General features: G+C 57.1%; 17 protein-coding genes and 1 tRNA gene. 10 read left to right on the plus strand and 8 right to left on the minus strand.

Features of this window, described 5'->3' with window-relative positions; translation table 11 throughout:
- Window positions 1-229: 229 nt before the first annotated feature.
- Window positions 230-302: transfer RNA gene (locus tag HMPREF2554_RS09870), tRNA-Lys, on the minus strand.
- Window positions 303-435: 133 nt separating this feature from the next.
- Here HMPREF2554_RS09870 and HMPREF2554_RS09875 point away from each other — a divergent pair.
- From HMPREF2554_RS09875 to HMPREF2554_RS09905, 6 genes are all read left to right on the plus strand, one after another.
- A complete protein-coding gene (locus HMPREF2554_RS09875; RefSeq protein ID WP_070555088.1) occupies window positions 436-1,131 on the plus strand; it encodes a histone acetyltransferase in 696 nt (231 codons plus the stop codon).
- Between the two features lie 333 nt (window positions 1,132-1,464).
- Complete coding sequence (locus tag HMPREF2554_RS09885; RefSeq protein ID WP_004005702.1) at window positions 1,465-2,082, plus strand: DUF47 domain-containing protein; 618 nt, start codon at window positions 1,465-1,467, stop codon at window positions 2,080-2,082.
- Complete coding sequence (locus HMPREF2554_RS09890) at window positions 2,082-3,083, plus strand: inorganic phosphate transporter (protein WP_013397959.1); 1,002 nt, start codon at window positions 2,082-2,084, stop codon at window positions 3,081-3,083. Before HMPREF2554_RS09885 ends, HMPREF2554_RS09890 begins: the two co-directional genes overlap by 1 nt.
- Window positions 3,084-3,211: 128 nt before the next feature.
- Complete coding sequence (locus tag HMPREF2554_RS09895) at window positions 3,212-4,180, plus strand: glycosyltransferase family 2 protein (protein WP_244864823.1); 969 nt, start codon at window positions 3,212-3,214, stop codon at window positions 4,178-4,180.
- A gap of 8 nt (window positions 4,181-4,188) precedes the next feature.
- Window positions 4,189-5,727 (plus strand): polysaccharide pyruvyl transferase family protein, encoded by a 1,539-nt coding sequence (locus tag HMPREF2554_RS09900; protein WP_013397961.1) that lies wholly within the window; start codon window positions 4,189-4,191, stop codon window positions 5,725-5,727.
- 149 nt (window positions 5,728-5,876) lie between these two features.
- Window positions 5,877-7,139 (plus strand): FUSC family protein, encoded by a 1,263-nt coding sequence (locus HMPREF2554_RS09905; protein ID WP_013397962.1) that lies wholly within the window; start codon window positions 5,877-5,879, stop codon window positions 7,137-7,139.
- 167 nt (window positions 7,140-7,306) lie between these two features.
- On the opposite strand, the gene HMPREF2554_RS09910 is transcribed toward HMPREF2554_RS09905, so the two are convergent.
- Window positions 7,307-7,951 (minus strand): TetR/AcrR family transcriptional regulator, encoded by a 645-nt coding sequence (locus tag HMPREF2554_RS09910; protein ID WP_013397963.1) that lies wholly within the window; start codon window positions 7,949-7,951, stop codon window positions 7,307-7,309.
- Between the two features lie 70 nt (window positions 7,952-8,021).
- Here HMPREF2554_RS09910 and HMPREF2554_RS09915 point away from each other — a divergent pair, with 70 nt between their 5' ends.
- Window positions 8,022-9,419, plus strand: coding sequence for a DHA2 family efflux MFS transporter permease subunit (locus HMPREF2554_RS09915; RefSeq protein ID WP_070555096.1), 1,398 nt, complete (start codon window positions 8,022-8,024; stop codon window positions 9,417-9,419).
- 106 nt (window positions 9,420-9,525) lie between these two features.
- Here HMPREF2554_RS09915 and radA read toward each other — a convergent pair whose 3' ends face one another.
- Window positions 9,526-10,953: a DNA repair protein RadA gene (gene radA, locus HMPREF2554_RS09920; RefSeq protein WP_070555098.1), complete on the minus strand. Its 1,428-nt coding sequence runs from the start codon at window positions 10,951-10,953 to the stop codon at window positions 9,526-9,528.
- A 125-nt stretch (window positions 10,954-11,078) separates the two neighbouring features.
- Between radA and disA the strand changes: the two genes are divergently transcribed.
- Window positions 11,079-12,143 carry a DNA integrity scanning diadenylate cyclase DisA gene (gene disA, locus HMPREF2554_RS09925; RefSeq protein WP_004005745.1) on the plus strand — a complete coding sequence of 355 codons (1,065 nt, stop codon included), beginning with the start codon at window positions 11,079-11,081 and terminating at the stop codon, window positions 12,141-12,143.
- 144 nt (window positions 12,144-12,287) lie between these two features.
- Here disA and HMPREF2554_RS09930 read toward each other — a convergent pair whose 3' ends face one another.
- Window positions 12,288-13,067 carry a hypothetical protein gene (locus HMPREF2554_RS09930; protein WP_070555100.1) on the minus strand — a complete coding sequence of 260 codons (780 nt, stop codon included), beginning with the start codon at window positions 13,065-13,067 and terminating at the stop codon, window positions 12,288-12,290.
- A 134-nt stretch (window positions 13,068-13,201) separates the two neighbouring features.
- On the opposite strand from HMPREF2554_RS09930, the gene HMPREF2554_RS09935 reads away from it, so the two are divergent.
- Both HMPREF2554_RS09935 and HMPREF2554_RS09940 read left to right on the plus strand, forming a co-directional pair.
- Complete coding sequence (locus HMPREF2554_RS09935) at window positions 13,202-14,137, plus strand: HhH-GPD family protein (RefSeq protein WP_048755018.1); 936 nt, start codon at window positions 13,202-13,204, stop codon at window positions 14,135-14,137.
- A gap of 128 nt (window positions 14,138-14,265) precedes the next feature.
- A complete protein-coding gene (locus tag HMPREF2554_RS09940; RefSeq protein ID WP_070555102.1) occupies window positions 14,266-15,033 on the plus strand; it encodes an SDR family oxidoreductase in 768 nt (255 codons plus the stop codon).
- 76 nt (window positions 15,034-15,109) lie between these two features.
- Here HMPREF2554_RS09940 and HMPREF2554_RS09945 read toward each other — a convergent pair whose 3' ends face one another.
- The 4 genes from HMPREF2554_RS09945 to HMPREF2554_RS09960 form a co-directional block, all read right to left on the minus strand.
- Window positions 15,110-15,619, minus strand: coding sequence for a MarR family winged helix-turn-helix transcriptional regulator (locus HMPREF2554_RS09945; protein ID WP_070555105.1), 510 nt, complete (start codon window positions 15,617-15,619; stop codon window positions 15,110-15,112).
- A gap of 221 nt (window positions 15,620-15,840) precedes the next feature.
- Window positions 15,841-18,393, minus strand: a complete 2,553-nt coding sequence (locus tag HMPREF2554_RS09950) for an ATP-dependent Clp protease ATP-binding subunit (protein ID WP_070555107.1) — start codon at window positions 18,391-18,393, stop codon at window positions 15,841-15,843.
- 547 nt (window positions 18,394-18,940) lie between these two features.
- Window positions 18,941-19,300, minus strand: a complete 360-nt coding sequence (locus HMPREF2554_RS09955; protein ID WP_004005751.1) for a histone-like nucleoid-structuring protein Lsr2 — start codon at window positions 19,298-19,300, stop codon at window positions 18,941-18,943.
- 173 nt (window positions 19,301-19,473) lie between these two features.
- Window positions 19,474-19,689: a hypothetical protein gene (locus HMPREF2554_RS09960; protein ID WP_004005752.1), complete on the minus strand. Its 216-nt coding sequence runs from the start codon at window positions 19,687-19,689 to the stop codon at window positions 19,474-19,476.
- Window positions 19,690-19,790: the final 101 nt, after the last annotated feature.

Genomic DNA, 19,790 nt, shown 5'->3' on the forward strand with positions numbered 1-19,790 from the left:
ATAAAAAATTTCTCCATTAAGTTTTTACAGAAAATATAGCTCCGTTTCTCACAAGCAGATTTGAGTTAAATTCAGGCTCCCCGATCTAAAAAGAGTCTTGATCGTGAATCAAACAGTGAAAAGTGCGTTTTATTCACATAAACGCTTCTTTTACACGAGAGGGGTGGGAGGGCAGAGAAAAAGCCCGCCGCATCCGACAGGTATACCGGATGCGACGGGCTTTGTTCAGTGCGCCCTGTGGGGCTCGAACCCACGACCTGCGGATTAAAAGTCCGTAGCTCTACCAACTGAGCTAAAGGCGCGCCGTCCCGCGTGAACGCGAAGACATCATCTACTATACACTACAAATCCGTCACGAGTCGCCTTCGCAGATATGATTTTCGTCCGGCTGAATCCCTCGAAAAACTCGCGCCCTGCCCGTTACACTAAACACCTATGGCTCATCGTGCACATCATCGCCCAGTATCTCAGCCCAGCGAAAAGTTTGAGCGCCGCGTTGGCGGTGAAGATCCCGCCGCCCGTGATGAAGCGGCGCATACGTCTGCCCGCATTCTGCTGGAGCGCGGACGCCAAAATTCTGATCCGGAGGTTGCCGCCCGGCTCATAGACTTCACTGACGAATACGGTATTGAGGCGCTTGCGCAGCTCTGGTCTCATTCACCCGCACGTTCCCTCCCCGGCGCGCTATGGCGCATGTATTCTCTGCGTGACATGGTACGACGCTACCCAAAGGCCACCGCACAAGCATTCTCTACCGGTATGGGCGCCGATTACCGTTCGCATCTGCTGGCGGGGGTGCCGGACCCGCCGAGCGCCTCCGAGGTCGTCAAAACTGCGGACAAAATTCTGGCCGGGCTCTACAGCGGCGATATTGATATAGCTCTCGAACGTTTTGCGGCGTTCGCGCGCGTTGTGGCATTGGGACTGCGCCTCAACTATGAGCGTGCAGATATTAGCCGACTTTCCGGCAACCCGCAGGGGGTGCATCCGCCCAGTCATGAGGTTCGCCGCGAAGGCATTGAACGCATGTTCCGCGTGCCCGAACAATACCGAAAACTCGTGAAAATCGCCGAGGATTTGGAGGCGACTGCCGCGCACTGGCGGGCAAGCGGCGGACTCGAAGCATTGTAGCCCCGCACGGTACTCGCGCGCTATCAAATCCCGGGAAAATACAGGATTCGGAACTGATGCCGGGTGTTCTGCTTAGAGCTCATGTACCTTGACGGAGGCTTAGCTCGGGCGGATAATTTAAGACAAGATGTCGGGTTGCTAATAGGTAGCCCCGGGCTCCAAATCATTTGCCGCTTCGAGCGGCCTTCCGCCGAGAGGCGCTCCCAGCCCGACATCGCTAACGTTCACAGCGGGAAGGTTATCATGTAGCCTTCCCGCTGTTGTATTCTCAAGCCGCCGCGCGGGAAGCATCAGACCCGCGCGCCCTCAGCACACCCGCGTTAGACTGTAACTATGTTGCACCGCATCTTTCCACAAGCCAACAGCTCACTCACCTCGCTTGCACAAATCTCGGTGCAGGTGGCGGAGGCGGCGGCGCTCCTCTCCGAAATGGTTGGCTCATCTACCTCCGAATACCCCGAGCTCTTCGACCGCATGCTGGTGCACGAGGCGAACTCAACCGACCTGTTCTTCATGACCCTCACCACCGTGCGAAGCTCATTTGCCACCCCGGTACCCCGCGAAGACCTCTACACGCTGGCCCGCAAACTCACGAACGCGGTCGAAAAGCTCACGAGTGCCGCGCACATCCTTTATCTGCACAAGATCGACGGTTTTGCCCCGCATATTACCGCAATACTCGATATTATTCAGCGGCAGGCTGTGCTGACCGAGGCGGTAATTCCCAAGCTCGCCGATATTAAGGGTTTGGATAACTATTGGATGGATATGCTGCGTATCTCGCGCCAGGCCGTTCGCACCGCCGAAGAGTACGATGCAGAACTCGCCGAACGCTTCCCGATGGAACGCTACCGCCGGTACACCAAGTTCATTGCCCAACTGGTTGAGGCGGCGAATGCGATGCGCGGCGTGTCTTCTGAGATCGGGCGTATTATCGTGCAGGAGTCCTAGTGGTTCTGCTCAGTATTCTGTGTGTGGGCGCGTTTCTCTCCGCGATTTTTGTGACCGGCATGCACGATGCCTCCAATGCTATTGCGGTGCCGGTACGCACCCGCACGATGGGCGATACTGCGGCCCTGATTACCGCCGCGCTATTCAACGGGATCGGCGTGTTTGCGGCGTATCTGCTGATCACCGATATGAGTGTGCCCTGGATTGCCGTTCCCAGCGGGCATTTGGGCCTTCCGGGGCTGACTGCCGCGCTTATCACCGCCGCCTTATGGGGTGTGGCGACCTGGGCCTTACGCATGCCAGCCTCCTCAACGCACGCCCTCATCGGTGCCCTAGCCGGGGTGGCATGGTATGCCCGGGTCGATGGCGAAGGCTCACGGTTTATCCCCGCGATTTTCGATGCCACCCTGTTGCCGCTCCTCTACCTGCCGCCCCTGATTTTTCTTCTTTCTTGGCTTTTGGTGATCCCTTTCTACCGACTGGCTATCCGTTCTTCACCCAGCAGTGTGAACCGGCATTCGCGTGAGGTGCTGGCGGTGTCGGCATCCGCAATTTCGCTTCTGCACGGTATGCAGACCGGGTACCTGTACCTGTTGGTGCTGCACGTGCTGGGTGCGGTTTTTCCGCTTCCCACGCGGGACCTCCTCCCCTGGCATGTGCTCACTATTGCGCTGGCTCTGGCGGCGGGCACACTCACGGGTGGGCGGCGCATCGGCTACACCTTCGCCTACCGTATGGTGCGCTTAGATCCAATGCGCGGCGCGGTAGCTCAAGGAACAACGGCTCTTATGCAGGCGCTCGGGTACTTCCTGCTGCAGCTGCCGTTCTCGTCTTCGCACCTGGCGACCGCATCCGCACTGGGGGCTGGGGTGAATCAGCGGTTCAACTCGGTGAAGCCGAAGATCGTTGCGAACATTATGCTGACCTGGTTTGTCACGCTTCCGGCATGTTTTTTGTGTGCGATCGCCCTCATGATGGCTCTTGATGGCATATTTGGGTAGAATTTTTACCCCTAATGTGGGCGGGAATGCTCGCTTATTCCCGCGCAACTCCGTAGAATTCTAGACAACCCTATATATTTCCGCCCTACGTGCCTTATGCGCAGGCCTTATATATTCTTTGGAGAGCTTTGTTTTCCTCTGTCGCCGTCATTGTACGCACGAAAGATCGCCCGGTCTTTCTCGCACGTGCCCTGCAGAACATCGCCGAGCAACGGTATACGCAATACACCGTATACGTGGTCGATGACGGCGGAAATCAGGAAGAATCGCAGCAGATTATTGACCGCAGCCCGGTTGCGGCGCAGACCGTTCTTCTTCATGCTGCGGGCGGCAATATGGAGGCGGCCTCTAACCTGGGTGTGCGCTCCAGTGAGTCTACCTATATCGCCATTCACGACGACGATGACCTGTGGGATCCCCAATTCCTGGAACGTACCGTCGCAACCCTTGATGAGACCGGCGCCGATATGTGCGTGGTACGGATTATTGAGCGTTTTGAGCGGCAAACCGAGGACGGTTTTATTGTTCTGAACGAATGCACCTTTCACGAGGATCTGCCCGCCATGGGGCTGCAGTTCCTATTCCGCACCAACCGCGCGGTTCCTATCGGCGTGCTGTATCGCCGCACCCTGCACGAGAAGGTGGGGTATTTTGATGAGGAACTTCCCGTGGTGGGCGACTGGGAATTCAATATGCGCGCCGCCATGGCCGGTGAAGTCCAGCTCCTGGACGACCCGCTGGCGTACTGGTGTAAACGCCCCGATGCGACGGGTTCTGCCGCCAACAGCGTAAGTCACGAGCAGCAGCATCGTATTTTTGATGCGCAGGTGCGCGCTAACGCGATCCGTGAAGACCTTGCCGCCGGGGCGCATATTGGGCCCTACCTCTACCAGGCACACCTGACGAACGAACTTGACGGCCGTTTATTGGAAACCCTGGAGGCGCTTCAAGACGTTCAGGAGCGTTTGGAACGTCTCGAAAATATGCAGCAGGAACAGTGCGAGCGGCTGCACCGCATGGAGCGGGCAATGTCGTGGAGTGGCAAACTTTCGCGTTTGCGTGCCATTTTTTCGCCTAAAGATTCATCAAGCAAATAGGTACGCATATGACTCGTGTTCTTGTTGTCGGCGATATTGGTCAGCCCGTCTACCATGTGGGGGACGAGGCCATGACGATCAGCACCGCCGAATACCTGGCGGATGCAGGAATGCAGGTTATCTTAGCAACCCGCGACGCCGATCAGAGCAGGCGTTATCTGGGGGCTCGGGGTTCGTCTGCATACGAATATATGCCGTTTTTACTGTTCCCGTGGGCGCCTGCCGAGCGCGAGATCACGTTGGAACGCCTCGAAGAGTTTCTGGTGAGCGGCGTTATGCCGGATCTGCCCGACTTTTGCCCGTCGGCGCAGCATATCCGCGATTTTGTAGAGGGTATTCAATCGGTGGATGCGGTTGTCATCTCCGGCGGCGGCAACCTGAATTCGCGCTACGGCTGGCTGCTGTATGAGCGCGCCGCTATCGCATTGGTGGCGCAGTATGCGAAGATTCCGGTCTTTGTTTCCGGGCAGTCGATTGGTCCCGTGCTGTCCCCGCGCGATGAAGAAGTTCTGCTGCGTATGCTGCGTTCGGCAGCCTTGGTGGCGGTGCGCGAGCGCAGCTCCTACGAGTGGTGCCGCGAGCACGATCTTAAGGCACTTGCGGGTGTGGATGATGCCAGCGACTACCGGGCGCATACCCCGGAGATGACGCTCGACTATGCGGATGCGCGGGTTGAGGTTCCTGAGCTTCCCGAGCACTATGTGTGCGTGACGGTGCACGAGGTTTCGGGGAACAAAATACATGAACTAGCCGCTTTATTAGACAAGATTTACTCCGAGTATGGGCTGGCGGCGGTCTTCCTGGGGCATATGGGCGACCCGGCGTCGGAGGGCGGGCGCACCGGTGACTATAAGGCGCATGAACTGGTTGCCGCATCCATGACATCCCCTGCGACGGTGATACCGATTCTGCACGCGGATGCGACGGTGCGCATCCATCAGGGTGCCGCGTTGAATATTACCGACCGTTACCATCCCGCGGTTTTTAGCCTTAGTGCCGGTATTCCAGCGGTTGCGCTGGTGCCCGATGCGTTTACTGAGATGCGGATTTGCGGGGTTATGGGGCATTACGGGATGCAGAATTTTATGACTCCGCTTCATATGCTCGGCACCGACATTCCCGAGAAGCTCATTGCGTCTGCGCTCTCGCTCAGCAGGGGGCAACGCCAAGAGCTGCGGGCGCGGCATGAGGTGGTGACCGCGCTGCTTCACGCGTGGCGGAAGTATCTTGCGGCCTCTGTGCGCGGGGAGAAGCAGGCGCATATGCCGGAGAGTATTTCTGCAGCTGCGGCGATTCCCGCCTTAGAGCCGTCCCTAGAGGCGATTAACAATGCGGTGCGCGAGCTTTTGCTGAAGACTTCCCTGGCCGAGGGTACCGAGTGGGCGCTTTCAGATCGCATGCACTCGTGGGAGGCGCATATGCGGGGTGAGTTTGAGCGTGCCGAGGATGAGCTGCAGGCGTTGAAGCGTTCGCGGATGGTGCGGGCGGCGCATCGTACCAGTCGGCAGGTGCAGGCGATGCGGCATATCGGTAGCCGGTTCCGGTAGCCTTACCGCCCCTAACCTCTTTTAAAAAAGAGCCTTGCCAAACATCAGAGATCCCGCTTTGTTTCGAATGAGGAGCCTTTTGATGCATATCATCCAAGGGCGCAAAAGACCCGCGGCGGCACAATTTCAGGGCGGGTAGACTAGACACTATGGCACACGCATCCATGAAGGAACAATTCTTAAACTATGTCCGCGCCGGGGCTCACCGCGTTCGGGCGGGATTTTTTCAGTCTATTCAGATCACGATCGCCTCGATGGGGGCGTATCTTTTTGCGGAGCGGGTGCTGGGGCATGAGGAACCTATTTTCGCGGCGGTCGCGGCGCTGGTGTCACTCGGATACGTGAGCGGCTCTACCCATTCGCGGCGCATCCTAGAGGTTTCGTTCGGGGTGAGCCTGGGTATTCTGATTGGCGATCTGTTTTTGCAGATGCTCGGGCGCGGCATCTGGCAGGCCACACTTGCCCTGTTTATTTCGGTACTTCTGGCCAGGTTCTTGGATAACGGCATTATTTTTACGATTCAGCTCAGTTTTCAGGCCTGCCTGGTGATTCTGCTGCCGCCGACCTCGGATCTGCCGTTTACCCGCAGCCTTGACGGCGTGATCGGTGGTGTTGCGGCGTTTCTCATGATGTTTTTGATGCCTAAAGATCCGCGAAATGGGTCACGTCAGCGTGCCGAGGCTCTTATGAGCGCTTTCTCGGATGTCTTCTTTCTGGCTGCGAAGGCGATTCGCCGGTACAACTACGATCAGGCGTATCAGAGCCTGCAGGATTCGCGTAAACTTCAGCCACTGTATGAGGCGAGTAAGAACGATTTGGTGACGGCGCGCGGTATGGCGCAGCTTTCGTGGGCGGGCAAGAAGACTCGAATCGAACTTGATCGACTGGCGCAGACTCTCGGGGCTATCGATTTGGCGATTCGTAATACCCGCGTGTTTAACCGGCGCATGGCATCCACGATTGCGCATGTGCAGCTGCGCCCGAAAGCTCTTGAAACGCTTTCGGCGGCGCTCGAAGAACTGGCGCTTGCCACCCAGAGTACGGGACTGGGCATGTATTCCAGTACCGAGCATGAGCGTGAACACTATATGGAAGTTGCCCGCGAGCGCCTGATTTCTCTCGCCGAGACCCTGGAGCCGAAGCATCTGGGGGTAGAGACCTTCGAGGGCGAGTCGTTGGTGCTTATGCTGAGGCTTATAACCGTGGATATGTTAGAGGCTACTGGTATGGATCATGAGGATGCAGTCGCCACGCTGGTACCGCTGGGCGAGGCCGTGACGGAGCATGCGCCGCGTACCTCCGAGATTCCGATTGTGCAGGCTGATGTTGCGGGGGCTCAGGAAGAGGATTTGCGCACCCGCACCGTTAATATCATGCTGCGCGATGAAGACCTCGAAGAGGAGCTGGGGTAGGTCTTTCCTGTTCGTATCGTGTGGCTGATGGTGTGCACCTAATCCCTGTGGAATCCGCCCGTAAGACCCTACCGTAGGACCCGTGAGCAGATAGTATTTCGGCGAGCAGATAACGAATTGCTATCTGCTCGCCGAAATACTATCTGCTCACGCATATGAGACACGTTTTATGATGATGTGCGTCCCCGTGCCGCAGGAGGCAGCGGTTCATACCCGGAAATTAGATCCGCTACGATGTGGGCTTCATCCGCAAAGGTACAGGACAGCAGTTCTTCCACGTCCGGGTCGGTATCTATGACGTCTGTGAGTCGCATGCCCAAAATCGCGTTAATGAGCATGCCCCTGGCTAGAATCTTCTCGGTTTTCTGTGCCGTAAGCCCCAGTTCATGATGCAGAACCCGGTAGATACGCGCGAACTCTTCGCGGGCAAGTTTTCCGAAGCGTTCATGATGCCCCATCGTGAAGAGATGCATCATAGTCAACAGAATGCCCCGGTCAGCGACAAGTTCCACATAGGCGTGCCCAAGATGCCTGGGCAGGGTTGTGAGGTCATCGTTGTCTCGCGCCGCGGCCCGAAAAACCTCAATAGTCTTATCGACCGAACGGGTTGCGGCTTCTACGAAGAGACTCTCTTTTGAGCCAAAGGTGCGCACAATATACGCTTGGCTAACCCCGGCTTCCTTGGCGATGGCATCCGTGGTAGTTCCGGCGTAGCCGCGCTCACCGAAGACGATGCTGGCGGCGCTTAGCATCTGTTCACGACGCTCGGCAGCAGGGAGCCGTTTGGGGGTGGAGGATTCTTGATCAACCATATTGACATGTTATCACCTGATAACTTACGTTTAAGTAATCAGTTGATTACAATTCATATCGGAGCTCCACATGGACCAAACTTCACAACGCCGTCCCGCGTGGCTGGTTATTCTGGCACTTTCTTTCCCTATGTTCATGGCTTCCCTCGATAATCTCGTGGTGACCAATGCACTTCCCGTGATCGGGGCAGATCTGCACGCATCTATTGAGCAGCTCACCTGGACGGTAAACGCTTACACGCTGACCTTTGCGTCTTGCATTCTCATGTCTTCGGCGCTGGCCGACCGATTTGGGCGCCGTCGTATTTTCCTGAGCGGGATCTTTATTTTTACCGCAGCATCCGCATGGTGCGGGGTCAGTAGCGATATCAACACCCTCATTATCGCCCGCGCTATCCAAGGGTTTGGCGCATCCGCTATCGTACCCCTCTCGTTGGCGCTTATTAGCACATCCGTTCCCGAGAGGATGCGCGCCGCCGCCATTGGTATCTGGGGCGGAGTCTCGGGGCTAGGTATCGCCGTCGGCCCCCTCATCGGCGGCGCCGTAGTTGAAGGCATGAACTGGCACTCCATCTTCTGGCTCAACGTACCTATCAGCGTCATCTGCATGGCACTCATTTGGTACACCATTGACGAGTCATACGGTCGCCCCCAGCCACTCGATTTTCTCGGTCTTATTCTGGCGGGCGTGGGTCTTTTCGGTTTAACCTACAGCATTGTGCGTGGGAATGATGCCGGATGGACAAGCGCAGAGGTTCTGACCGGTCTTATCGGGGGCGTTGCTCTTATAGTAATCTTCATCTGGTGGGAATCACGCGCCGCCGCGCCTCTGCTTCCGCTGCGCCTCTTCAGGAACCGTAGTTTCAGTGCAGCAAACGTGGTTGGTGTCATCTTCTGCTTCGGTATTTTCGGTGTTATCTTCCTGCTGATTCAGTTCTTGCAGGTAGTTCAAGGAGCAAGTCCGCTCGAAGCCGGACTGATGACCATGCCGTGGACTCTCGCGCCTCTCGTTATCTCGCCCATCACCGGTATCTTTACCCCCAAAATCGGTACACGCCCTATTATCGTGACAGGTCTTATCCTCACAGGTCTTGGGCTTTTCTGGGTTGGCACCTTGCTCAACCCCGATACACCCTACATACAGCTTGTAGCGCCGTTCTTGGTGTCCGGCATCGGTAATGGCATCGTTTTCGCTCCCTTGGCAACGGCAACTCTGCAGGGTATGGCCGCTGAAGATCAGGCAACCGCCTCAGGGACAAACGCCACTGCGCGTCAGATCGGGGTGGCTCTCGGGGTTGCAACGCTCACAGCGATCTTCACCTCACTTGGCGGTACCCTCACCCCCTCGGGGTTCTCAGATGCCGCTACCCCGACCACTTTTGTCGGCGCTGCGGCTCTCGTGGCGGCGGTTATTGCCGGGCTCTTCCTCCCCAAGCATGTGCGTGCGGAAGAGAAAGTGCAGAGCTAACCTCCTAGCCTGCGTGAGCAGATAGTATTTCGGCGAGCAGATAGCATTCCGTTATCTGCTCGCCAAAATATTATCTGCTCACGGTTTACGTCACGATGTGCGGCAGTTATTTATCCTGCGGGAAGAGCAGGTTCAGCGCCTCGCCTAAGGTGGCGACCTCGCGCACGGTCACCCCATCGGGCACCTGCCCCACACCCGTTGGGGATGCGGGCACCAGCACATGCGTGAACCCCAGCCTGCCGACCTCGGCGATACGCTGGCGAATACCCGGCACGGCACGCACTTCCCCCGCCAGGCCGACCTCGCCAAACACCGCGAGTTTACGCGGCAGTGGCTTATTCTGCGCAGCCGATGCCAGCGCCATCACGCACGCCAAATCGGCGGCGGGCTCAGAGATTTTGGCACCTCCCACCGTGGAAACATAGCAGTCGAGCTTGCCCACGTTCAGCCCGGCACGGCGCTGCAAAACCGCCAAAAGCATCTGGATGCGCGCCGAATCCAACCCCGCCACCGTGCGCCTGGGCGCGGGTGCCACCGCCTGATCCAACAGCGCCTGGACTTCGGCCAGCAGCGGGCGGCGCCCCTCCATCGTCACGGTCACGCAGGTTCCCGCCACCGGATGCGGTGTGCGCGAAACGAACATGCCGGACGGGTCGAGCACGGGCGCGATTCCGTCCTCGTGCATATCGAAGCAGCCGACCTCGTCGGTGGGTCCGTATCGGTTTTTGATAGCGCGCAGCATGCGAATATTGGAGTGTTTATCGCCCTCGAACTGGCACACCACATCGACCAGGTGTTCCAGCAGGCGGGGCCCGGCGATCGTGCCTTCCTTGGTCACATGCCCCACCAGCAGGGTGCACATATTGCGTGCTTTCGCGGCGGCTATCAGCGCTGCGGCAACCTCGCGTACCTGCGTAACACCTCCGGCGCTGCCCTCAACATCCGCGGAGGCAAGGGTCTGCACCGAGTCGATCACCAGCATCGCCGGGTCTACCTGCTCAATATGCGCCAGCGCGGTCCCCAGGTCGGTTTCGCTCGTCAAGTACAGGGTATCGGCGACGGCGTGGATGCGGTCCGCACGCAGCTTAACCTGCGCGGCGGATTCCTCACCGGTCACATACAGCACGTCGCGGGTTTTCGCGCGGGCACGCTCAGCGGCGGGGGTTCGCGGGGTGTAGCCGCGCGCGAAGGTGGCGGCAACATCCAGCAGCAGGGTAGATTTGCCCACGCCGGGTTCGCCAGCCATCAGAATCACGGCACCGGGCACCAGTCCCCCACCGAGCACCCGGTCGAATTCGGGGTTTCCGGTGCTCATATAGGCGGCGACGGTCGAGTCTACCTCGCCAATCACCTGCGCCGGTTTCTGCACGCTGGATGCGGTACGGGTGCGCGCCACGGTACCCCCGGCGGCTTCCTCAACGGAGCCCCAGGTTTGGCATTCACCGCATCGACCTACCCATTTGGCGGTGGTCCAGCCACATTCGGTACAGCGGTAGGCGGGGGTTCCTTTAGTGGTTTTTGTGCGTGCAGCCATGGTTTTTATTGTACGGGCGACCCTGACGTTTTAAACACCCAGATCTTCAAAAGCCGAAGAAGAGAATATCGGGGCGGGGCGCGCACAAAGGCGGTGACACAGGCTAAAACGATACAATATATTCCGTGCAGACAGATTACAGTGAACTCCTCCTGAAGACCATTGCGCAGATCGCCCCCGGCACCGAGCTGCGTGAAGGGTTAGAACGCATCCTCCGTGGGCGCACAGGCGCACTCATCGTGCTCGGTTCAGACCGCACCGTCACGGGGCTCTCCTCCGGTGGGTTCACCATCGACACCGAATTTTCTGCCACCCGCCTGCGTGAGCTCGCTAAGATGGACGGCGCGATCATCTGCGACCGCGACGCCACCCGCCTGCTCATGGCGGCAGTACAGCTCATGCCGGATGCAACCATCGACACCAACGAATCCGGAACCCGCCACCGCACCGCCGAACGCATGGCAATCCAGACGGGTTTCCCGGTGATCTCAGTTAGCGCCTCCATGTCCGTCATTTCGGTGTATGTAGACGGCACCCGGTACACGGTCGAAGACACCCAATACCTGATGGCGCGCGCCAACCAGGCAATCCAGACCCTTGAAAGCTATAAGAAGCGCCTCAACAAGGTGCTTTCCACGCTGTCCGCGCTCGAAATCGAATCACACGTTACGCTCAGTGATGTCGCTATCACCCTGCAGCGCATGGAGATGGTACGGCGTATTATCTCCGAAGTCAGTCACTATGTGCTTGAACTCGGTGTGAACGGTCGTCTGGTGGCGCTTCAGCTTGAAGAGCTCCGCAGCCCCGACATGGCGGGTATCGACGTTATTCTGCACGACTACCTGCCGCGGCCCACCGCGCAAAGCATCTCTATTGCAACTCGGGCTCTGCGCGACCTTACCGACATGGATATTGTGGACCTCACTATGATCGCCCAGGCCGCAGGGTTTGGCGATTACGAGCTCGACACTCCCCTGCAGCCGCGCGGCTACCGCCTGCTTGACGGCATCGCCACTATTCCGAACACAATTGCCGAACGCCTCGTCGAACGGTTCGGCACTTTGCAGGCGCTCATGGCCGCATCCTTAGAAGATCTGCGTGATGTTGATGGTATAGGCGAGCATCGTGCCCGCACCGTGCGCGAATCGCTCTCCCGCATGGCGGAAAGCAGTCTCGAAAAATACCTCTAACATTAGCCGGGTACGGTCCGAAGAACACCAGCCACCCGATAGAAAGAGCCTTTATTTCAATAAAGCGTTAAAAACTCTCTTTATTGAAATAACGGCTCTTTTTATACGTCTTTTATATATTCCCGCAGGGGAATACCGTGGGCGCTATTTCAACAGGAAGTTCACCCGCTGCGAGGTCACCCCATTCACGGTAGCCGTCACCCAGTATGTACCCTTCGCCGTATTCTTCAGCGCATTACATCCGGAGGTATTGAGCTTACGATCCCACGCAATATCGCTGGCGGCTTCCTTACCCGCAGGAATCTCGGTCTTCTTCGTGGGAGTGGGCGTGCACTTCGCAGACGAATACACCTGGGTATCGCCCGATGTAATGTTGATCTCCACGCCCTCGGCAACCTTCTCGCCGCCAATAAAGCAGGGATTACCCGCAGAATTCGTGTACACCACGTGGAATGACGGCATTTCACCGGGCGCATACTGCTTCTTTGAAGGCTCGACCGTCACCTTTAGATCCTTGGCATTGCACAGAGCCACAGCTGGCGTTGCGGATGCGCTCGCCGACCCGGACGGAGTCGCGCTGCCGGATACCGCGGGAGTCCCAGAAACGGACGGGGTTGCCGATGCATTCGGGCTGCCGGATGCTGAACCGCTCACCGACCCCGAAGGCGCAACCGTAGAAGGTGTGGGGCGCGCGCTGAAATTCTGGAAAGGTTCGCCGGTGGCTGTCGCCTCTGCGGCGGCATCGTCTTGAGGCCCCTTATTAATCTGGTTCACCAGAGTGGTAATACCAACAATGCCAACCAGCAAAACAAGAATAAGCACTACCACGGCAACGATACGACGGCGGCGGTATACTTCGGGGGGTAATTCGGGACCAAGTTCAGACATACCGTTAAGAATAACGGTTTTTTGGGTGTCGTGCATGCAAAACCATATATATAAACTACATGGAATAGATAAAAATACGTTGCCTGTATATTGTGGGTCAATTGGCACCCGACACCCAATATAACCTACCCTAGAAACAGTAATACATTACAACGCAAGCAATTATTGCCATGTTCAATTTACAAAACTCACACGAACTACACCACCGCATAAATACCTGGTACCAGCATCATGCCCGCGACCTGCCGTGGCGCCGTGCCGACTGCACGGCCTGGGGTGTGATGGTGAGCGAATTCATGCTGCAGCAGACCCCCGTGAACCGCGTGCTTCCCGTTTGGGAAGAGTGGATGCGCCGCTGGCCCACGCCCGCATCCCTCGCTGCCGAAGACAGTGCGGAGGCGGTGCGCGCCTGGGGTCGTCTAGGCTACCCGCGCCGCGCACAACGACTGCACGGCGCAGCGGTCGCTATTACGAAGCATCATGACGGCGAGGTTCCGGCGGATTATGACGAACTTCTTGAACTTCCCGGTGTGGGGGCATACACCGCGGCGGCGATTACAGTATTCGCCTTCGGCAGACGCGCCACCGTTATTGATACTAATATCCGCCGAGTACACGCCCGCGCCGTCATGGGCAAGGCGCTGCCCCATAAACATTTGAACGTCGCCGAAACAACCCTTGCCGAAGAGCTGATGCCGCAGAATACCGCCGTATCCTGCGTGTGGAACGCTTCCGTTATGGAGCTGGGCGCACTCGTGTGCGTCGCCAAGAATCCCCGCTGCGAGCAGTGCCCTCTTGAGGATATCTGTGCGTGGGTGAAGGCGGGAAAACCACAGGCCGAGTATACGCCTACGGGGCAGAGCTGGCACGGCACCGACCGGCAGCTGCGCGGTGCCATGATGGCGGTTCTGCGCGCCGCGCACGCACCGGTGCCGCGGGAACTTCTAACGGACTTCTCCACCGATATTACTGTTCCCGATGCCCTGAAGGTTCCGGTGCAGGATTTACGCAAACTCGACTCGTCCCAAGAACAAATCGACCGATGCTACAGCGGGCTTCTCAAAGATAAACTCGCGAAAGAGCGTAAAGACAGAGTTTCGCTTTAGGTTTTGACCTTTTATGCACTATTCCCCAACTCACGATAAACCCCGAAAAAATATTGTTTTCACCTGAAATCTTTGGAAAAATGGAGAAAACATTCTGGAAAGCTCATTTCTTTATGAAGGAGGACTCCATGAAAATAGCGGTCATAGGGGCGACCGGCACCATCGGCTCGAAGATCGCCGCCAAACTGGAAAAACGCGGTCACGAGGTAGTGCCGATCAGCCGCTCACACGGGGTAGACGTTTCATCGCTTGCGGATTTAAGCGCGGCGCTAACCGGAGTGGATGTTGTGATCGACGCGATTAACAACATGATCATGAGCAGCAAAAAGGCACAGACAGCCTTTATCAGCACCTCCAGCAATATCGCGCAGGCGGCAGCTGATAACGATGTGAAGCGCATCGTCTGCGTCTCAATCGCCGGAGTAGAAAACCCGGCGGTTAGCCGCGGATACGGCTACTATGCGGGCAAGGCGGCGCAGGAGAAAACCTATCAGGATTCCGCTGTAGACACCGTTATTATTCGTTCGACGCAGTGGTTTGAGCTTCTCGACCCCATTGTTCAGCAGGTTACGGTGGGTCCCGTCTCGGTGCTGCCGACCATGAAAATGGCGCCTATTCCCGCAGAGGCTGCAGCACAGCTGGTATGCGATGTTGCCGACGGCTCCGAGAAGGTACCGGGTACGGGCATCGTCTCGATTCGCGGCGAAGAAGAAGGGACAACGGCGGAGTTCGTGAAGCGCCTTCTCACGGCACGCGGCGAGGTCGGTGGCAAAACGCCGAAGGTGGTGCGGCAGCTGCCGTATTTCGGTTCCGCTATTGCCAAGGGCGGGCTGATTCCCGACCCCGCAGACCACACCGTCTCCACCACGCTTGAGGAGTGGCTGGCAAGCCTGTAGCGGTTTCGATACTGCGCGAACCGATGCGGTCTTCGTACATACGAAGACCGCATCATCGTGTTAAGCGCTCGTGTGCCTATGCGCCCTTATGCTCAAGAAACGCGATAAGCCTGTCGAGCAGGTCTTGCAGCTGTTCACGCTCCTGTGAGGTGAATTCAGCGCTCATGGCACGCTCGACGGCGCGAACCTTCTCGTCAGCCTGAACAACCAGCTCTTCGCCCGCATCGGTGAGGGTCACGATATTCACGCGGCTGTGAACTTCGGAGGGCACACGGGTAATCAGGCTTTTCGCATCCAGACGGGCAAGAATGGTGGCCATCGTCTGCGGGGTTACCGCTGCGGCACGCGCCAATTGCGCCGCAGACTGCCCGGGCACATAGTAGAGCGAAGTCATGGCGGCATACTGTGCGACGCTCAGATCGTACTCACGCAGAACCTTAGATTTGACCGCCATCATCGCCTGCTCGGCGCGTTTAATCGACGACCCTATGCGCGACCGGGTTTCGGCAAGATAGGCTTCTTGCCCCTGTCCCGGCTGCGGAGGGTATTTTACAGACTGCTGTGATTTTTCCGATGATGCGGGCATGTACTAAGCATACTATCCCCCAGCGCCGTCTCGCTTTGTTATTCACCGACATACACACTTAGCAGAAACGCGGCGATATTGCCGGGGGTACAGCAATAATTATTCAGAAGCGCGGCAAAAACACCCTGAACAACTAAGGCTTGTCCCCGAATCTTTCGCGAAGGATTCGGGGACAAGCCTTAGTTAGTGCCTTCCGCAGGATCGCCTACAGGGGAAAGCCGCTAGTCAGATGCCCCTCCGGTAATCTGCTCGGCTTCTTCCACGGCAGATTCCGCCATCTTATTGACGGTCTCCAGGGGTAAATCCCGCATCTGCTGCGAGGAGAAGACGAACTTCGCATCGTCGCCTTCACCCTCGACACCCACGGTAATCTTCTCGCCGGGCTTGATTTCGCCGAAGAGGATCTTCTCGGAGAGAGCATCCTCAATATTACGCTGCATTTCGCGGCGCAGCGGGCGGGCGCCCATCGCCGGGTCGTAACCCTTCGAGGCCATGAGAACCTTCGCGGCATCCGTAAGCTCGATCGACATTTCCTGATCTGCCAGGCGCTTTGCCAACCGACCCACGAAGAGATCCACGATCTGCAGAATCTCGTTCTCGGAGAGCTGCGGGAACACGATAATATCGTCCACACGGTTCAGGAACTCGGGGCGGAAGTGCTCCTTGAGGTTCTCCATCACGCGGGCCTGCATGCGCTCGTAATCGGCATCGCCGTGATCCATCGCCTGAAAGCCCACGGGAACGCGACGGTTCACATCGCGTGAGCCGAGGTTCGTGGTCATGATGATCACGGTGTTCTTGAAGTCCACCACACGACCCTGCGAGTCGGTCAGGCGGCCGTCTTCGAGAATCTGCAGCAGCGAGTTGAAGAGATCGGTGTGAGCCTTCTCGACCTCATCGAAGAGCACCACCGAGAACGGCTTGCGGCGCACCTTCTCGGTCAGCTGACCGCCCTCGTCGTAACCCACGTACCCGGGAGGCGCACCGAAGAGTCGAGACACGGTGTGCTTCTCCTGGTATTCGGACATATCCAGGGTAATCAGGGCGTCTTCATCGCCGAAGAGGAATTCTGCCAGAGCCTTCGCAAGCTCGGTCTTACCAACACCGGTTGGACCAGCGAAGATAAACGAGCCACCGGGGCGGCGCGGATCCTTCAGACCGGCACGGGTGCGGCGAATCGCACGGGAGAGAGCCTTGATAGCGTTATCCTGGCCGATCACGCGCTTGTGCAGCGCGTCTTCCATCTTGATCAGACGCGAGGACTCTTCCTCGGTGATCTTGTACACCGGAACACCGGTTGAGGATGCGAGCACCTCAGAGATAACCTCGGGGGTCACCTCGCCGAAAGCATCGCCGTTTTCACGCCAAGCCTTCTCAGCCTCAGCCTTCTCGGCGAGTACCTTTTGCTCTTGATCGCGCAGCGCGGCGGCCTTCTCGTAATCCTGGCCCTTGATAGCGTCTTCCTTCTGCGTGCGCAGCTTCGACGCCTTCTCGTCAAGAATCTTAATCTCGGGCGGGGCGGTCATCCGCTTGATGCGCAGGCGGGCGCCCGCCTCATCAATCAGGTCAACGGCTTTATCCGGCAAGAATCGGTCGGAAATATAGCGTGCCGCCAAGTTCACGGCAGCCTCGATCGACTCGTCGGTAATGGTTACGCGGTGGTGAGCCTCGTACTTATCGCGCACACCCTTAAGAATCTGCACGGCGAGGTCTTGGGAAGGCTCGTCCACCTGAATTGGCTGGAAGCGGCGTTCCAGTGCGGCGTCCTTCTCAATGTGCTTGCGGTACTCGTCCAAGGTGGTGGCACCGATGGTCTGCAGCTCGCCGCGAGCCAGCATCGGCTTCAGGATGGATGCGGCGTCGATAGCGCCCTCTGCGGCACCGGCACCGACGAGGGTGTGAATCTCGTCAATGAACAGGATAATGTCGCCGCGGGTGCGAATCTCCTTGAGCACCTTCTTGAGGCGTTCCTCAAAGTCACCGCGGTACCGGGAGCCCGCGACCAAGGATCCCAAATCCAGGGTGTACAGGTGCTTATCTTTGAGAGTTTCGGGAACATCGCCGTGTACGATGGCCTGCGCCAAGCCCTCAACAACGGCGGTTTTACCGACACCGGGTTCGCCGATAAGCACGGGGTTGTTCTTGGTGCGGCGTGAGAGAACCTGCATTACGCGTTCCATCTCGTGGTGACGACCAATCACCGGGTCAAGCTGACCTTCGCGTGCGGCGGCGGTGAGGTTACGCCCGAACTGATCGAGAATTGTCGAACCCGCCGGGGTGCCCTCACGGGAGTTGCCTGCGCCCACACCGGCGGTTTCCTTATTCTCGTTGTTGCCGGGGTATCCGGAAATAAGATCCATCACGGCCTGGCGAACCTCGGCACCCTGCACGCCTACTTTGGAGAGAACCTGGTTTGCCACGCCCTCGGAGGCGCGCACCATGCCCAGCAGGATATGTTCGGTGCCAATATAACCGTGGTTAAGCTGAATGGCCTCACGCATGGAAAGTTCGAGGACCTTCTTGGCGCGCGGGGTGAAGGGAATGTGACCGCTTGGCGCCTGGGGGCTGGGACCCACAATGCTCTGCACCTGTTCGCGCACGGCATTCAGGGTAACCCCGAGGGACTCAAGGGCACGGGCACCGATGCCCTCGCCCTCGTGAATCAGCCCGAGCAGCAGATGCTCGGTGCCGATGTAATTGTGGTTGAGCATGCGTGCTTCTTCTTGGGCAAGCACCACAACGCGCCGAGCTCGGTCGGTAAAGCGTTCAAACATTGCGCACTCCTTGGAAATTTTGCTTGATACTAGATTACGTGGAAAAGCGCGGCTACGGTGCACTGTTCGCCATCAAGAGAACGTCTGTGTCGCTATTTTTCGGGGAGCCTTTTACCGAGCCAAAACCGGGATGCGCATCGGGCGTTTCTCGACGGTCATAAACATTTTCATGAAACTTTTATCGGGCTCTATCAGAAGACCTAATATTGCTTTAGCTTATAGCAATACTAATGTACCTCCGCGCCCTTTACTAAAACGTTATAATTCTGCTTCGGTATTTAGATTCTTAGGAGACATTCTTGAGGATTGCTCTCATAAGATAACGGGGATTCCATAAACACCAAGAAAAGGTCCGGGGCGATACCCGCCACGTGATTACCTAAATACATATCACGGGGCTAATAAAAAAGCCGGAAGATGATAGCTCTTCTCATGAAGGGCTTTTTCTAAAACCTCGTTATACAGAAGGCGGGATAACACTTGATGTGTCATCCCGCCGTCGGCAGATGAAATACCATCACAGAATTAGCGATGGTATCAATACTATTTACTTACCTTCTGCCTTCATAGCTGCGTAGTAAGCATCCTGAATTTCCTGATGGATGCGGCCGCGGTCAGAAACTTCGTGACCGTTTTCGCGTGCCCACTTACGAATTGCAGCGGTTTCAGGGTTACGCTTCACCGGAGCGGAAGAGCCACGACCACCGCGGGAACCGCGCTGGGAGGCGCCTACCTGAACGCGACGACCCTTAGATGCGAACGGACGAATTGCATCACGAAGACGAGCGGCATTAGCACTGGATAGGTCAATCTCGTAATGAGCTCCGTCGAGGCCGAATCGTACAGTCTCTTCTGCGGGACCACCATCAAGGTCGTCCTCAAGAATAATGCGCACCTTCTGTGCCATAGGGGTTTTCTCCTTAGTTTGGTTTATTGCTCCAACTATGAGTTTTTACACTGCACGTTGTCACACTCTCTAATTTATCTCCTTCATAATAACAGAAATAAATGACTAATGACTACCAACATAGAGAATTCTAAGGAATGACACAGAATAGTGTTGTCATTTAACGGTTATATTTATTGACGCTCCGTTTTATTACCCGTTTTATCAGTACCAAAAGGATTTACCGTTCCTTGTGAACCCTTTACCTTCTCGTACCACTGTTGAGCGTCTTTTTCGACATCACGCTGTGCTGAACGTTCGGCACGATCCGCCCGGTTAATCCAACGCAAAATGAAATATAACGCAATCCCGGCAAAAATAGGAGGCAGCAGCGCAATCAAAATCTCCATGAAAATCCCTCACAACCTTTCGTGCTGATGACAGCATACCCGATAGCGCAAAATGCCGCCCGATAACGCATACACGTTACGAACGGCATCTACGGTTTAAC

It is taken from the genome of Rothia sp. HMSC071F11, assembly GCF_001809115.1.
Classification (GTDB): Bacteria; Actinomycetota; Actinomycetes; order Actinomycetales; family Micrococcaceae; genus Rothia; species Rothia dentocariosa.

Bases quoted from the DNA above. Each gene is read 5' to 3' on its own strand.
- HMPREF2554_RS09875 (WP_070555088.1), top strand. From the start codon at position 436: ATGGCTCATCGTGCACATCATCGCCCAGTATCTCAGCCCAGCGAAAAG.
- HMPREF2554_RS09885 (WP_004005702.1), top strand. From the start codon at position 1,465: ATGTTGCACCGCATCTTTCCACAAGCCAACAGCTCACTCACCTCGCTT.
- HMPREF2554_RS09900 (WP_013397961.1), top strand. From the start codon at position 4,189: ATGACTCGTGTTCTTGTTGTCGGCGATATTGGTCAGCCCGTCTACCAT.
- HMPREF2554_RS09905 (WP_013397962.1), top strand. From the start codon at position 5,877: ATGGCACACGCATCCATGAAGGAACAATTCTTAAACTATGTCCGCGCC.
- HMPREF2554_RS09910 (WP_013397963.1), bottom strand. From the start codon at position 7,951: ATGGTTGATCAAGAATCCTCCACCCCCAAACGGCTCCCTGCTGCCGAG.
- HMPREF2554_RS09915 (WP_070555096.1), top strand. From the start codon at position 8,022: ATGGACCAAACTTCACAACGCCGTCCCGCGTGGCTGGTTATTCTGGCA.
- radA (WP_070555098.1), bottom strand. From the start codon at position 10,953: ATGGCTGCACGCACAAAAACCACTAAAGGAACCCCCGCCTACCGCTGT.
- HMPREF2554_RS09930 (WP_070555100.1), bottom strand. From the start codon at position 13,067: ATGCACGACACCCAAAAAACCGTTATTCTTAACGGTATGTCTGAACTT.
- HMPREF2554_RS09935 (WP_048755018.1), top strand. From the start codon at position 13,202: ATGTTCAATTTACAAAACTCACACGAACTACACCACCGCATAAATACC.
- HMPREF2554_RS09940 (WP_070555102.1), top strand. From the start codon at position 14,266: ATGAAAATAGCGGTCATAGGGGCGACCGGCACCATCGGCTCGAAGATC.
- HMPREF2554_RS09945 (WP_070555105.1), bottom strand. From the start codon at position 15,619: ATGCCCGCATCATCGGAAAAATCACAGCAGTCTGTAAAATACCCTCCG.
- HMPREF2554_RS09950 (WP_070555107.1), bottom strand. From the start codon at position 18,393: ATGTTTGAACGCTTTACCGACCGAGCTCGGCGCGTTGTGGTGCTTGCC.
- HMPREF2554_RS09955 (WP_004005751.1), bottom strand. From the start codon at position 19,300: ATGGCACAGAAGGTGCGCATTATTCTTGAGGACGACCTTGATGGTGGT.
- HMPREF2554_RS09960 (WP_004005752.1), bottom strand. From the start codon at position 19,689: ATGGAGATTTTGATTGCGCTGCTGCCTCCTATTTTTGCCGGGATTGCG.